The following is a 14,769-nucleotide window of genomic DNA, read 5'->3' on the forward strand; positions in this document are numbered from 1 at the left end:
AGTCAGCCTGCTTTCCGGGCGAGCGGAAGAGCGTCGTCTTCCGCCGGTTCGTGCGGACCAAACGAGAGCGCCGAGACGCTGAGAAGGGTGGTGAAGAGCGCGGCATCGAGCGTGCGCATGTGCTTGACGGTGTCATCGAGTATCGAGCCGTTGGCGCCTAGGGCTGGCACGGCTGACAGCAGGTCGCGAACGATCGGCGCCGGCCTGTCGCCGGCGGGAATGCGTTCGATGGCGGCTTGCACGTGCTCGATCGCTTTCGCCGGCATCGTGTATTCCAGCGACTGGATTTTCGAACGGCAGGTCGACAGGCGTTCCTCGATCGTTACCGCGCACTGTCTGAACAGTCCCCCGGCATGCGCGAAAAAGTCGTCAGCCGTCATTCGCCCCGCTTCTATCTCCGCCGTCAGGCGAAGCACCTCCGGTTCGGGAAGGTTGGCTGCCCGCGCGAATGTGCGCACGAGGTCGATTGCGGCGCCGGATGTCTGCTCCACGGCCAAGTCCTGGTGGCTTTCGGGTTCGAGGGCGTTCCAATCGGACGGCAGGACGGAGGCGGCGGCGGACAGTTGCACGACCGTGTTCAAGCCTGGCGTGTCTTCCCGCTGCGGGAGCGAGGCGGAGAGGAGGGCCTTTTCGAGGGCGATTTCGGCGGCGGCCTCGATGTCGCGGCCGGCTTCGGAGACCGGCCGGATGGCTGGCGGTTCATCCCAACCGATCCTGTTGACCTTGCGCTGCTGGTCATCCGCGCCGCCACGTGGCAGGCTGGTGTCGTTGCTGCCGGGAAGAATGCCGCTCGCGGTGCCGCCATGGGCGGCGATGTCGTCGAGAAGCGATTTCAGGCCCGAGCCTGTAACCTCGGTCTTTCCGGTACCGGAGAACGGGATTGCCGGCGTGGTAATGTCCATGGTTCCGGTCGTGGCGGTCCTGTCTTCTGCCAAGGGACCATCGCCCTCGATCTCGATACGGAAGGCAAACGGGCCGATCTCGATGCAGTCTCCGTCCGCCAGACTGCGGCAATTGTCGCGGCCGACGATCACGCCATTGAGAAAAACACCGTTCGTGCTGGTATCGCGCAGCACGTATGCGCCGCCGCTATCCTCTATTACGCAATGGCGTTTCGAGACGACGCAATCCTCATCATCGAGAATCCAGTCGTTGTCCGGCCCGCGTCCGATCAGGAAGGCTTCGCCCGCGAGCGCTTTCTTCCCGACGAAACTTTCCTGGCCGGTGCGGTGGATGGCGTTGAAAGTCAGTGTCATTGGTCTTCCTTTCTGCTGCCGATTCTTGCGTTTGACTGTCTGAGGGACGCGGTCAGCACCGCATGCTCGTGCACGGCCTCGTCCGGATCGCGATCGAGCGGAAGGTTCGCAGGCCACGTGTTCCAGCCGAGCGTCACCGGTTCCTCGCCGCCGAGCCGGCAAGCGGGCACGTCCTCGCGCCGCAGGATCACCTGTAGATCGAAAGTCTTGTCGAGCCCGACGAACAGCGTCACGAGTTCGCCGACCTGGCGCAGGCGCCTCGAACCGGCGGAAAAGCTTTCGAAGTCGGCACGACCGCAGGGGCCGACGACGATGCGGAAATGCGACTGGCATTCGGAGACCCGGCTGCCGCTGATCGCCGTCTTGCCGAGCATGGCCAGCGGAGATGCTGGTCCCTTCAGGGACGTTTGCTCCTGCGCGGGCACATCGAGCCAACGGGTGCGAAACGGGAGGATATTGACGGGGAGGCCAAGGAAATCGGCGAGCAGGTTCCTGAGGTTGACCCACGATGGCGGACGCTGCGTCAGCAACCCGGCATAGTAGATGACCACGTCGTCCGGCAGGGAAAGGCGACCGCGCAGATCCGGTGCCCCGAAGCCGCAAAGCGCATAAATGAAGTCGACCATGGCCGGCTCTTGTTTCGCCTGCCCGCCGGTATGCGCACGGCTGAGCTGGCCGGCCAGGTGGTACTTTTCGCTGGCGCGCCCGAACAGGCGGATGATCTGGTCGCTGAAAATGTCGAGGAACACGCCGAAGGCACGGTTGCGCCGCCGCTTCTCGACGATCGCCTGGTCGAGATAAGGCGTGGGCATCGTGCCCTTCGGACCGATCAGGCCGATGAGATCAACGGTGGCGGTCTTGTCCTCGGCGCTCTGGGTGATCGCCCCGATGGGATGGCCTATATGGCTTTTGCGAATGCTGTTTGCAAAGCGCACGCGGGGCAGAAATGCCTCGATGAGACGAAGAGCTTGGAACGGCTCGAAACGATGGGGTTTTTGGGCAAGCCGGCCAAGCAGGCTTCGAGGATCACGCGGTGCGGCCCAATCACCGGCGATCGGCTCTCCCGAAATCGGGTTGCTGTGAAACGCGCGCTCGTTCAAGCCAGCCACCTTTCTCCAGCGATCGGCTCGCCGTTGAGCAAAGGCTCCTGCTGGTCGTCCATCCTGACCGTCAGACGGATGAAACTGTTGATGGAGGCGTAAAGACCGAAGAAGCGCTCCAGGACGCGCGCCATGAAATACGCATTTGCCTCGTCGATCTGGCGATGATCGAGGATAATCAGAACGGCGAGGCCGCGGGCGACGGTGCCGCTGCCGAGCCGGGCGGTCGCGGGTTCGCTCGACACGGCCATGATGCAATCGATCATCGCACGGCTCTCGGGTGCCTGGCGTACATCGTACAGCCGAAGGATCGTGCGCAGCGACTGCGCAGTCTCGGCCGCACTCGCGCCATCGCCGCCGGCAAGCGAGAGATGGTTCAGGCTGAGATGCGACAGGACGCGCCAGTGGCCGGAATCGCGGACGATCGGCCGAAGCACGCGCTGCGGCGCCGTGAGGCAGCGCACCGCCATGCCCGCTGCCGGGCCGGACGATATCTGAAGGTGCGGACGGCCCGAGCCGAAGGTCAGCCGTGCCGGAAGATCACGGTTGAAGCATGTAACGTCGACGCTCGCCACGTGATCGGGCACGCTCGTCGGCTTGAGGCCAGCGTCGAAGATCGACAGCATCGCGTGATCGCGGACTCTGTCGTCATCATGTGCCGTGCGGCGGAATTGCCAGAAGATGGAGGAGGACGTTTGCCCGGCCTTGCCTGTATGAGACGCGTCGCGACCGTAAGGCGTGCCAAAGAATGCAGGCGCCTCGACGGTCTGGCCGTCGCGCCCGGTCAGCGCCACGCGATCGATGGCATAGACTTCCTGATGCCGGTGGCGCCGCGCGTCCGGCACGACGGCATATTCCGTTCGCGTGCCATCGAGACGGATCGGTTCGGCCCGGCGTGAAAAGAGATTGACGGCGGGCGTGCATCCGAGCGCGAAGCTCTGGGCCGATACATGCGGGGCAAGATCGGGAAGCCATCGGTCGAAATAGAAGAAGAGGTCGAGTGTCGCATTGCTCGCGCCAGCAAGTGTTTTCGATCCCAACCCTGAAATATCGAAGAACAGGAACTTCTCCGGAAAGCCGAAGAATTCAGTCAGGATCTGATAGCCCTTGAAACCGCGCGTCGAGCGCGGAAGCAGCGCCTCGTCGTCTTCCATGCCGGTGAGGGAAAGCGCTGCCGGCGGAGCAAAGATTGCCTTGGCATCCTCGGCGTGATCGGCAAATGCGACGGCAAGTGTCGACCGGTGCAGGAGCTGGTAGAGCGCCAGCGACTGCGACCATGGCGCGCGCAGTGAAAAGCGCAAACGGTCCGGGGCCAGGTCGCTGATCGAAAGGCCGGGTTTCGTGGTTTTTAGCGAGAGCCGAAGGACGGATTGGGCAGGCAGGTCGGGTCGCGGCGGGGCGACCAGCGGCGTGCCGGTCAATTCCGCGGCGGTGATCTCGATCGGCCAGACATCCACATCGTGGGCGGTGCGGAAGCGGCATATCTCGCCCTCCACCTGCTCCGTCTCGATCTCGGTGCCGCGCGGCATACGGCGGACATCGTCCTGGTCCGCATCGGGCGCGACCTGCACGATGGTTGTCGAGGGGAACGGGGCGAGATAATTCGGATAAAGCGTTTCGAGAAGCGTATCCGTCAACTCGGGAAAGTGATCATCGATGCGTTGACGCACGCGGGCGGTGGCGAAGGCGACACCTTGCAGCAAGCGCTCGACATGCGGATCATCCACTGTGTTGGGCGACATGCGCAGACGGCCGGCGATCTTGGGATGCCGTTCGGCAAATCGTTGCGCCTTGCCGCGCAACTGGTCCAGTTCGTCATTGTAATATTTGAGGAATGCGGCGTTCATCGACGGTTCTGCTCCGAAACGGAGAAATGGCGGGTGCTCGGGTCCAGCGCTGTTTCGAACGTCAGGGGGCGGGCTCCCTCGCTGAGCGTGACGACAGCGCAAATGCGCATGTGCAACACACGCTCGATGCCATCAGCAGGCTCCAGCACCTCGACATGGACATCGTGAAAGCGTGGCTCCGTCCGTGCGATCGTTTCCTCGATCGCAAGCGCCATGCGCTCGCGCTCACCAGTCGTGATGACGCTTGCGCCGATGAAATCGGACACACCGTAGTTCAGAAGCGAATCGCTCAGCTCACCAAGCGGCTTCGGGGTCGTGTGCACCCAGCGACGCGTGTTGAGAATCGCTTCGAGATCGCGGCGGAAGATTTCCTTCAGCCGGGAAAATCGCTGCGCTGCACTCTCCAGGGGATCGTTCGACAGGTCCGGGGACGGGTCGATCAGCCGGTCGAAAACCGAGGTCTGGAGGTGATCCGGCAGTTCGGGAACATATTCACGCAGCATGGAAGCGCACCTCACCGATATCCTGCATCGGCACCACGTCCTCGCCGATCAGCCAGCAGATCTGGCCCACACCCACTGAGATGCCCTGGATATCCTTCCATCCGGTGGTGTGTCCGAGACGGACGGCAGGCTCCGGTGCTTCTCCAGGCGGCGTCGGGTAAAGCGCCGGCACGGCGCAATCGGCGCCGTCGCCCGTTTTGAGGAGGATGCGTGCGGGCCGGAGCGCGGCGTGGCGCGGGCGGCGCGGGGCAGACGTATCGAAGATGATGCGCTCGATCTTCTCGACATCGATGCGCAAATAGTCACCGCCCGCCGAGACAGCCTCGATGGTGCGGACGATTCGATCGTCTAGACCGAAAAAGGCTTCCGCTGCCGCTCCGTCAAGGCTCGCAAGGACCCGCGCCGGGCTCGCCAGTACGGCCTCGCGTGCCAGGGTGATCGCTTCCGGTTCGCCGTCGGCGGCAGCGACGGCAAGATGCATCGAAAGGCGGTCGCCTTCCGTCGGTTCTCCGGCAAAGGCAGGAAGCGTCGCCCGCTCATAAAAAGACTGTCGGGCGTGAAGGCCGCGCAGGTGCGCGCGGAATACCGACAGGCCGGGCACCCATTCCGGCCGATGCAGACCGGCGGCATGGGCATGCAGGTCGGCTTTCTCCAGCTCGCCGGCCAGGAGGTTCAGCTCGGCGAGCAGCAGTCGGGCATCGGCGCACGATGGCGCGGCCTTCACAGCGGTGCGTGCAAGAGCGAGCGCCGTGTCGAGATCACCATCCGAAAGGGCGGATGCGACGGTGGATGCCGACGGGTTCGGTTGCAGTGCATTGGCAGAAAACGTCATGTCAGCGGGCCTCCTCCATCATCTCCGCAACGAGCTGGAAGCTGGTGGCGGCGACATCGTCGAGCTGGAAATGGGGCTGCAGATGGATGGTGCAGCCGAGCACGCCGGGGCGACCCGGCAGTTCGCGCACATCCGCACGCGCATTGCGCAGCGGGTAGGCGATCTTGAATTCTTCGGAGGCGTCGGAATTGCCGATCGTATAACGGGACAGCCAGGCCTCCAGCTTGTCGCGCATCGCCTCCGGCGATTCAACGCGGCCAATCCGGTCGCGCATGAGCGCCTTCAGGCAATGGGCGAACCGGGATGCGCACATCACGTATTGCAACATGGCGGCAAGCCGCGCGTTCTGGTTTGCCGCAAGCCGGTCGTAACGCTCCGGCTCGTGCAGCGACGGGTTGGTGTTGAAGACGAGATGGCTCGTATAGGGCAGGGCGACGACCGGCACGAAGCCGAGTTCGCTGAGTTCGAGCTCCTGCATGCTGTTGAGCCGCATGTCGACAGGCGGCTGGCGCGAGGCGCCGTGATGTTCGGTGCCGAAGTCATGCGTTGGGAGGAAGGAGACCATGCCAGCCCCGTCTTCATCCTGTACCGCGCCGCGGATATCGGCGAACCATCCGCTTTCCAGAAAGCGGCGGATCATGATCGAGCTAAGGGCGAAGCAGGCCGGCCCCCAGAGCAGGGCATTGCCGTCGCTGTCGATCTCTTCCTCGAACAGGAAGCTGTCCATCCGGCGTCTCGTGTGCGGCTGATAAGCCGGGCGCAACAGGACGCGCGGCAATGTCAGCCCGGCAAAGCGCATGTCCGGCGTGCGGCGCATCTGGCGCCAGCGCAGGTGGTCGGGCGTGTCGAAAATGCCGCGCAGCGAAAAGACCGGCTCCATGTCGGCAAAACTGTCGAGACCGAACATCTCCGGTGCAGCGCCCGCAATGAACGGGCAGAAGGCCGCAGCGGCGATCCCGCCGAGATGTTTGAGCAGGTAGACGTCGTCGGTTTCGTCGGCACGCCCCTTCAGTTCGTAGGCGCCGATCAGCAGGCCGAAGGGCTCGCCGCCCGGCATGCCGAATTCGTTTGTGTAGATCAGTTCGAAGAGATGAGAGCGATCAAAATCGCCCGCCCTCACCGCATCGCGTTCGAGTTCCTTCCAGGAAACGTTGATGGCCTTGATCTTGACGTCACCGCGCCCCGGCGCTGCCTGATCGACGACGAGCTTCAGCCCGCGCCACGCCGCCTCCAGCGCCTTCACCCGCGGGTGATGAAGGATTGCGTTGACCTGGTCGTTCAGCAGGTCGTCGATATCGGCGATCAGCCGGTTGATGCGCGCCGCCTCGTCTTCGAAGCGATGCGCAGTCACTGCGGCGGGGATGGCGCCCGATTCATGGATCGGGACGCCACGGCCTGCCGCCCGGCTTTCGGGCGCGGACTGGAGCATGTCTGCCTCAGCGCTTTTGCGGTATGCGCGCCACCATGCGCAGCGACGTCGTCAGCTCTTCGAGCTGCAGCCAGGGCCGCATATGGGCAATGGCGTGATAGGCGCCGGGCATGCCGGGAATTTCCTTGACCTCGACGCGTGCTTCCCGCAGCGGATAGCGCGCCTTGGTCTCCTCGCCGGCGCCGTCATTGGCGTTGACGTAGTTGGAGATCCAGCGATTTAGCCAAGCTTCGCAATCGTCGACTTCCATGAACGAGCCGATCTTGTCGCGACCGATGACCTTGAGGTAGTGCGCAAAACGCGACGTCGCCATCAGATAGGGCAGGCGTGCGGAAATTGCCGCGTTGGCCGTCGCCTCCGGGCGGTCGTACTTCTTCGGCTTATGTGCCGTCTGCGCACCGAAGAACACCGCGTAGTCGGTGTTCTTGTAGTGCGAGAGCGGCAGGAAACCGAGCTTGGCAAGCTCGGCGTCGCGCCGGTCGGTGATGCCGATTTCGGTCGGGCACTGCAGATCCAGGTCCCCGTCATCGCTCTGAAAGACGTGTACCGGCAGGTCCTCGACCTTGCCGCCGTTCTCCGCGCCGCGAATAGCTGTGCACCAGCCGGATTTGGCGAAAGCGGCGGTCAGCCGGGCGCCCATCACGTAGGACGCGTTCATCCAGCAGTAATCGTTGTGATCGAGCTGCCGGCCGGGCGAATCGATGTTTTCGTCGTAGTCGAAGGCCTCAATGCGCTGCGTATCGGAACCATAGGGCAGACGGGCGAGAACGCTCGGCATGACAAGCGTCACGAAGCGGGAATCGTCGCTTTCACGGAAGGAGCGCCATTTCGTGTATTCGGCGGTCGTAAAGATCTTCTCGAGATCACGCGGGCGCGACAGCTCGCGGAAATCGTCGAAGCCAAAGAGGCCGGCTCCGGCGGCGGAAACAAATGGCGTGAAGCCCGCAGCCGCCACGCCGGATATGCCTTGCAGCGCCTGGATGTCTTCCGGATGGTTGGTCCACTGGTAATCGCCGACAAGGGCGCCGTAGGGCTCGCCGCCCGGTGTGCCGAATTCGCTTTCGTAGACCGCACGGAAGAGGTGGCTCTGGTCGAACTCCACCGACTTGGCGAGGTCCTTCATGATCTCGCGCTTGCCGGCGTTCAGCACACGGATCTTCAAGTTGGCGCTCGTCTCGGTGTTTTTGACGAGATAATGCAGGCCGCGCCAGCTGCCCTCGAGCTTGAGGAATTTCTCGTCGTGCATGATCTCGGCGAGTTGGCGTGACAGCAGAGCGTCGATGCGTGCGATGGCCCCATTGATCGTGATCGTGAGGTTGCGGTCGTAGGTGACGGTGCCGGTGAGGGCCTCCTGCACGAGGGTGCGCAGAAGCGCACGGGTGCGGTCCGGCTGGGTCTGCTTGGTGGCGGAAATCGCCATGTCCAGCAAGGTTGCCGGATCAAGGATTTCCTGTTGCGGCTCTAGGGCCTGCGCTGCTCCGTGTGCCTGTGCCATCAGTTTTTATCTCCCTCGCTGGTGTCACGGTCCTTCGCATCCTGTTTTTCGAGTTCCTCGGCAAAACGTGCGAGACCCTCGTGATTCTGCAGCACCTCCTCCAGGAGGCCCTCCAGTCGTTCCGAGCGATCGGCCTTGGTCAACAGATCGCGCAGCTCGTTTCGGGCATTCAGGAGCGACTTGAGGGCCGGGACCTGTTCGACGATGCCCTCCGGTTCGAAATCTTCCATGCGCTCGAAGGAAAGCTGGACGGCAATGTCGTTGGCGCCGTCGGAAAGGTGATTCTTCACGCGGATGTTGAGGCCCGGCTTGAAGCGGCTCATCACCTCGTTGAAGTTGTCACGATCGACCTGGACGAACTTTCGCTCGTTGAAGGGGCGAAGGGCCTCCCGCTGGTCGCCGGAGAAATCCCCGAGCACACCCACGACGAAGGGCAGTTCCTTCTCCACGACTGCGCCCTCGGTCTCCACCTCGTATTTGATGTGGACCCGCGGCTTGCGCACCCGCTCCAACTTGTTGTGAATACTTTCTGCCATGGTTCAAGCCTCCAGCTATGGCGTTTCAAACACCTGTGTTTTCGGGATTCTGTATGCCTGCGGTCGTCAGGATCCGGCCCCTGAGATCGGGGTCCGGAACAAGTTCGGCCAGAAGATCGGGCAGCGCCATGCGCCCCCTCCGGACCATGGTTTCGATCGAGTATGAAATCGGCGAATGTGGCTCGGTCCGGCGGAAGAAGCTCGCGATCTTGAGCAGTTCGGCGAACGCTTCCTCGCGGGTCTGGACGTCACGAGGCCGCGCATCGACGGCCACAGGTGCGGCTGCACTGGAAGCAACCGTTGGCGATAAGGGGATCACGCTGTCGAAAACGGGTTCGCGCCGCGCCTGCCGCTCGCCGTCCTTCCCGGCGGCGGCATCCATTGCGAAATCCGTGCCCGTCGCTTGCAGATAGATCCTCCGGCCTGCCTGCTCGGCCTCCTCCAGCACCGCAAGTGTAAAGGAACTGCTGGGGGCGGCAGGACCGCAGAGTTCTTCGAAAGCGCTGGTCATTTCGGAAAATGCCGTGCGGCAATCCACGATGTGCGCGATGTGCCTGTGAAGATCCTCCGCAGACACGGCCGAGATCGCCTCGTTGAAACTTGCCGCATCCACACCGTTCGCGTCCCGCTCCGCACGCTGCCATTGCCACAGATTCATGGTGCCGTAGGGATAGCCGGGAAGGAGCGGCGACAGCCGAATCGGCTGGATGAGGCTGCCCTCGTTGCCGATGCCGTTGAGCCCGGAAAACGGCTCCATCAGCATGCCGGGATCGGTGGCGTCCGCAGAAAACACATCGGGCCATTTCGGTTGTATCAGTTGTACCGAAAGGCGGCACGCTTCGGCCATGCCGGCGAAGCCGGAAAGGCGTATTTCAGCCTCCATCAGCCACGCCAGGACCTCCACATCGGGGACATCCGATGCGGCCAAAGCGCGCGCATCCCGACGCACGCCATCCCAGTTCCGGACGGTCGTCGTGAGGCTTTCACCGGCATTCAGGGCGCCTCTTTCAACGCTGCGCGCATGTGCCCTTTCATCTCGAATGTCAGTGTATTTTTTCGCGTGTTCACCGGACCTTGCCATGTCTTAAGTATAGCCCCAGCAGCCATGTTAATAGGTACGTTCATTACGAATTCCTAATAATAAATGGTAGTTCAGATTTAGGCAGAATTGAGATCGAGACCAAATAATAGAACGCTAAGCCGCTATATTGCGTAAGCATACTGATCGATAGATTGTCGCTATTCTGTCATAATACGGTGACGCCACATTTTAGACGCATTCAACCACAACCTTTTCTGCGTGAGGTTGAAGGGATGGGAGCTTCCATGACCGGTGTCGACGTTCGATCGCTGATCCTGAAATTGGATCGCGATGCAACTCAAGGCGTTGAAAAAGCGATCGCTTTAGCGGTCGCGTCGACGCATCACACAGTAGGCCTTTTGCATTTCGTGTCAGCGTTGCTTGACGGCTCCGAATCGGTCCTCACGTTTGATCTGAGCGGCGCGAACAGACGGGATGTGCAATCTGAAATTGCGTCTGCTCTTTCCCGAAAGCCGAGAGGAAATGCCTCTGTACCGGCCTTCGACGATGATTTTGTCGAACTACTTTCCAAGGCGTGGATGGATGCTTCGCTCCAAGGGGCGGCACGTCTCGATATTGTCTCGATTCTTGCCGCCGTGCGGTCTGAGCCCGGTGTTTTCCTCGCGCTTTCCAAGTCATGCCCGATTGTGGCGGAATGGATCTCAAGCCTTGACGCGAAAAGCACGGAGACCTCTTCTTCGGCCGCAGGCACATCGGCAGAAACCGCGGGAAAATTTCTTGCCGAATACGCGACAGATCTGACGGACCTCGCAGAAAAAGGTTTGCTCGATCCCGTCATCGGGCGCGAGCGCGAACTCGCACAGGTCGTCGATGTGCTGCTGCGCCGGCGCCAGAACAATCCGATCCTTCTTGGAGAAGCCGGGGTCGGCAAGACAGCGATCGCCGAAGCTTTTGCCATGGCGGTGGTTGCCGGCGATGTTCCCGAGCGCCTCAAGGACGTTCGAGTGCAGGTCTTGGACCTGGCGCTTCTCCAGGCGGGCGCGAGCGTCAAGGGCGAGTTCGAGCGGCGTCTGAAGGGGGTTATCGATGAGGTGAAGACGGCGCGCCAGCCGATCATCCTGTTCATCGATGAAGCCCACACGCTCATCGGCGCGGGCAACCAGGCCGGCCAGAACGACGCCGCAAACCTCCTGAAACCGGCGCTGGCCCGGGGCGAACTGCGCACAATCGCGGCAACGACCTGGAGTGAATACAAGCGGTACATCGAGAAGGACCCGGCGCTCACCCGCCGCTTCGAACCGGTGCGCGTCGACGAACCGGATATCCGCACGGCGGTGCGGATCCTGCGGGCAGTCGCGCCGCTTCTGGAAAAACACCATGGCGTGACGATTACGGAAGACGGGCTTGAGGCTGCGGTGACGCTGTCGGCACGCTATATTCCGTCCCGTCAGCTGCCCGACAAGGCTGTGAGCCTTCTCGATACGGCCGCAGCGGCTGTGGCGGTTAGCCATGGCTCCCAGCCTTTCGAGCTCAGGGCGTTGATTGCCGAGCGCGATCTCCTGGCGACGGAGCTTGCATTATCGCGTAAGGACAGGCTGTCGCTGAAAGCGGCGCGCCGCCGGCCCGCGCTGGAAGCAGCGCTCGAAAGGACATGTCAGGACATCGCCGATGTCGAGCGGCGTCTTGCGCTGGAAGATGCCAAGCTCTCCGAACTCGACGCGGCAAGGACGATGCCGTCGGACGACGGCGATGTGCAGCACACGCTCGATGCCTTGCGTACGTTGCAGGGAGATGCGCCCCTGCGCCACCACAGCGTGGACCAGGAGCTCGTTGCGTCGCTGATCGCGCGCGCGACCGGAATTCCTGCTGGAAAGTTGCTGGCCGACCAGATCGAGGTGGCGCGATCGCTTGAAGACCGCCTGTCCGCACGCGTGAAGGGGCAGGATCAGGCGATCGGCCAAATTGCCCGCATGCTGAAGATCGCCAAGGTGGGCCTGTCTGATGCATCCAAGCCGCCCGCCGTTTTCCTCTTTCTCGGGATGTCCGGCGTTGGCAAGACGGAGACCGCGCATGCGATTGCGGACGCGCTCTATGGCGGGCCGCAATATCTGACAGTGCTAAACATGTCCGAGTACAAGGAAGAGCACCGCGCTTCGCAGCTTCTCGGTGCGCCTGCCGGCTATGTCGGTTTCGGCGAGGGCGGCGTGCTGACCGAGGCGGTGCGCCGGCGCCCCTATGGCGTTCTGCTGCTTGACGAGATGGAAAAGGCGCATCCCTCGATTCAGGAGATGTTCTACCAGGTCTTTGACAAGGGCACACTGCGCGATGGCGAGGGGCGGGATGTTGATTTCCGCAACACCACCATCATCATGACGGCCAATACGGCAAGTTCCGAGATCGCGGCTCTTGCCGGCGATCCAGAGACGTTCCCGGACACGGCGGACGCACTGCTCCAGGCCATCCGCCCGGCCTTGCTGCAGGATTTCAAGCCGGCGTTCGTCGGGCGTTTGTCGCCCGTGGTCTTCAGGCCGCTCGGCGATGCAGCGCTTGCCGGTATCGTGGCGATGCAGCTGGAGAAGGTGCGCGACCGCATCAAGGCCGTCTATGACAGTGACCTTGTCATCGATCCTTCCGTCGAGCGGCACATGATTTTGCGAAGCCGGGCAGGCGATACCGGTGCGCGCGCCATCCAGGCGACCATCGCGCTCGATGTGCTGCCCGCCCTTTCGGACTTTCTTCTAGACGCGCTTTCCCGCAAGAGCGTCCCCCCTTCCATTCAACTGATGTGCGACGATGACGGCAGGTTGCAGGTAGCAGCCGCCGACAGCGTGGTCATCGCACCCACGCTCTACGAGGAGCAGGGTGTGCTCCAGCCTGGTTCAGGCGCCTGATGGCGCTTGGACGGCATGAACTGCGGAATGCAACTGAACCTGACATCAAGACGGAGAGATTTATGCCGATATATCTGCAGCTCGAAGGTATCGACGGGGACGCGACCCATGAGAGCCACAAGAACTGGATGGACATTTCCGCCATCAACTGGCGGGTGAACCGCAACATGAGCACGCAGGCCGGTTCGGCCGCGAACCGTGAAGCGTCGGAGCCTGCGATCAGCGAAGTCGTCCTGACCAAGGTTAGCGATTCGTCCTCGACCAAGCTCTTCCAGGAGGCCTGCACCGGCCGTGTCGGCAAGCGCGCCGTCATTCATCTCGTTTCGACGGGCAGCCCAGGTCAGACTTACATCGAATATACCCTGCACAACACGCTGATCGCCGCCTACAATGTGGGCTCGTCCGGTGATCGACCGACAGAAACGATCACGCTGAACTTCACCAAGATGGAAGTGAAGTACACGCCTTACGACGACGCGAACAACCCGCGCTCGCCGATGATCGCGTCCTACGATCTTGCGACCACCCGCGCGGCATAACGTTCCGCCCCATGGTAGCCCGCCGTTCTTGCGGGCACGCGACCGCGCGCCATGCGCGCGGTCCATCTGTCCGTGACGTCTAGAAAGGGCGATGTACATGTCGGAACGTCTCATTAGATATCTGGGAGAAATCGACAACAAGGCGCGGCACTGGAACCGCAATGTCGGCCGCCCCTATGTCCGTGCTTACGACGCAGCATTTTCCAGCTACAACAATGCCTGGGACCAGCAGAAGGAAGACGACAAGACGAAGGCGGAACTCTTCGTCCTGGCGGCGTCCATTGCCACCGGAAGCGTGCTCACGGCCGTGCTTGCGACGAGCTCGCTGCGCGTCGTTGCCGGCCGGGTGCTGCTCGATACGGTCTGCAAATACAATCTCAACCGAACCTTCGAGGTCATCCATTTCACGGCCACCAACAAGGCGGCGATGTTTGCCATCGGCAAGGTGCTCGATGAGAGCCGGAGCCGCATCGGCAAGGAAATCCAGCAGGCGGCGCTCAAGGCCATGACGTCGTCCGCGGTCGTGCCGTCGGCCAGTGCGATCAACTATTTCACGCGCGTGGAGGATTTCGTCGATACGAATGCGATATGCGCACACGAGACGGCCGTCGCCATTCGCGACAGCGACGCCAGCACTGCGGAGAAAGACCGCCTCGTCCAGCAACTCGAACAGGCGAGCTTCTACAATCCGCCGCCACTCGGCTGCATCAACGAGCAGACGCTCGCCAACAAGATGGAACTGTCGTTCTTCATGGCGGACATCCTCAACTCGGACTTCGTCGTCGAGCGGGTGACCGAGACGCCGTCCAATCCAATGCTCGCCGCGAAGGTAGGCGCGGTACCGGTCTCCACGAAACGCACGCCCATCGAGGTCATGCCGCGTGACGGCCAGCACTATCCGCAGCAGTACAGGTCACGCGCCAATTTTCCGCGGCAGGGCCAGAACACATCCTACAGCGTGGAGATCAACGGGCCCGGCAGCAAGGTTCGCGATCGGATCGATGTCCTGCACAAGAGCCTTTACAACAACCGCCCATTCTTCCGCGACCAGGGCTTCTTCGATCTCACGCCGGCCACGCGAAACGTGGAGTTGCAGAGCGCGCAGCGCATTCTAGAGCAGATCGGCGACGTGATGCGCCCGAGGAACCCGCTGGCAACGGCGTTTCACTGAGGTGGCCATGCGGACCGTTTGCATCGGTATGGTTCTGGCCGGGGCGCTATCGTTTGCGTCGGTCCCTGCGGCAACGTGGGCACAAACGCCCGTCGCCTTGTCCAATCCCGGTGAAACCAGCAACAAGG

Annotated in this window: 12 protein-coding genes; 3 read left to right on the forward strand and 9 right to left on the reverse strand. The window is 62.4% G+C overall.

All coding sequences use genetic code 11. The features are described from left to right. Positions 1–2: 2 nt before the first annotated feature. Genes K6301_RS23575 through K6301_RS23615 form a run of 9 tightly spaced genes read right to left on the reverse strand, consistent with a single transcriptional unit; the run spans position 3 to position 10,079 of the window. Positions 3–1,256, reverse strand: a complete 1,254-nt coding sequence (locus K6301_RS23575; protein ID WP_247221254.1) for an FHA domain-containing protein — start codon at positions 1,254–1,256, stop codon at positions 3–5. Beyond that, positions 1,253–2,356: a type VI secretion system baseplate subunit TssG gene (gene tssG, locus K6301_RS23580; protein WP_247221255.1), complete on the reverse strand. Its 1,104-nt coding sequence runs from the start codon at positions 2,354–2,356 to the stop codon at positions 1,253–1,255. Before tssG ends, K6301_RS23575 begins: the two co-directional genes overlap by 4 nt. Further along, complete coding sequence (tssF, locus tag K6301_RS23585; protein ID WP_247221256.1) at positions 2,353–4,203, reverse strand: type VI secretion system baseplate subunit TssF; 1,851 nt, start codon at positions 4,201–4,203, stop codon at positions 2,353–2,355. The genes tssG and tssF overlap by 4 nt, the downstream gene beginning before the upstream one ends. Further along, a complete protein-coding gene (gene tssE / locus K6301_RS23590; protein ID WP_247221257.1) occupies positions 4,200–4,706 on the reverse strand; it encodes a type VI secretion system baseplate subunit TssE in 507 nt (168 codons plus the stop codon). The genes tssF and tssE overlap by 4 nt, the downstream gene beginning before the upstream one ends. Beyond that, on the reverse strand, positions 4,696–5,538 hold the full coding sequence (locus K6301_RS23595) for a type VI secretion system accessory protein TagJ (RefSeq protein ID WP_247221258.1): 843 nt from the start codon (positions 5,536–5,538) through the stop codon (positions 4,696–4,698). The genes tssE and K6301_RS23595 overlap by 11 nt, the downstream gene beginning before the upstream one ends. A 1-nt stretch (position 5,539) precedes the next feature. After that, on the reverse strand, positions 5,540–6,967 hold the full coding sequence (gene tssC, locus K6301_RS23600; protein WP_247221259.1) for a type VI secretion system contractile sheath large subunit: 1,428 nt from the start codon (positions 6,965–6,967) through the stop codon (positions 5,540–5,542). 7 nt (positions 6,968–6,974) lie between these two features. Then, positions 6,975–8,462 carry a type VI secretion system contractile sheath large subunit gene (gene tssC / locus K6301_RS23605; RefSeq protein WP_425475418.1) on the reverse strand — a complete coding sequence of 496 codons (1,488 nt, stop codon included), beginning with the start codon at positions 8,460–8,462 and terminating at the stop codon, positions 6,975–6,977. Next, a complete protein-coding gene (gene tssB / locus K6301_RS23610) occupies positions 8,462–8,998 on the reverse strand; it encodes a type VI secretion system contractile sheath small subunit (protein WP_247221260.1) in 537 nt (178 codons plus the stop codon). Before tssB ends, tssC (K6301_RS23605) begins: the two co-directional genes overlap by 1 nt. Positions 8,999–9,023: 25 nt before the next feature. Beyond that, positions 9,024–10,079 carry a type VI secretion system protein TssA gene (locus K6301_RS23615; RefSeq protein ID WP_247221261.1) on the reverse strand — a complete coding sequence of 352 codons (1,056 nt, stop codon included), beginning with the start codon at positions 10,077–10,079 and terminating at the stop codon, positions 9,024–9,026. Between the two features lie 245 nt (positions 10,080–10,324). Between K6301_RS23615 and tssH the strand changes: the two genes are divergently transcribed. The 3 genes from tssH to K6301_RS23630 all read left to right on the forward strand — a co-directional run bounded on the left by tssH (position 10,325) and on the right by K6301_RS23630 (position 14,641). Continuing rightward, positions 10,325–12,931, forward strand: coding sequence for a type VI secretion system ATPase TssH (gene tssH / locus K6301_RS23620; RefSeq protein ID WP_425475439.1), 2,607 nt, complete (start codon positions 10,325–10,327; stop codon positions 12,929–12,931). A gap of 62 nt (positions 12,932–12,993) precedes the next feature. Then, a complete protein-coding gene (locus tag K6301_RS23625; protein WP_247221263.1) occupies positions 12,994–13,470 on the forward strand; it encodes an Hcp family type VI secretion system effector in 477 nt (158 codons plus the stop codon). A gap of 97 nt (positions 13,471–13,567) precedes the next feature. Further along, positions 13,568–14,641 (forward strand): hypothetical protein, encoded by a 1,074-nt coding sequence (locus K6301_RS23630; RefSeq protein WP_247221264.1) that lies wholly within the window; start codon positions 13,568–13,570, stop codon positions 14,639–14,641. Positions 14,642–14,769: the final 128 nt, after the last annotated feature.

It is taken from the genome of Shinella oryzae, from assembly GCF_023038235.1.
In the GTDB taxonomy this organism is placed as follows: domain Bacteria; phylum Pseudomonadota; class Alphaproteobacteria; order Rhizobiales; family Rhizobiaceae; genus Shinella; species Shinella sumterensis.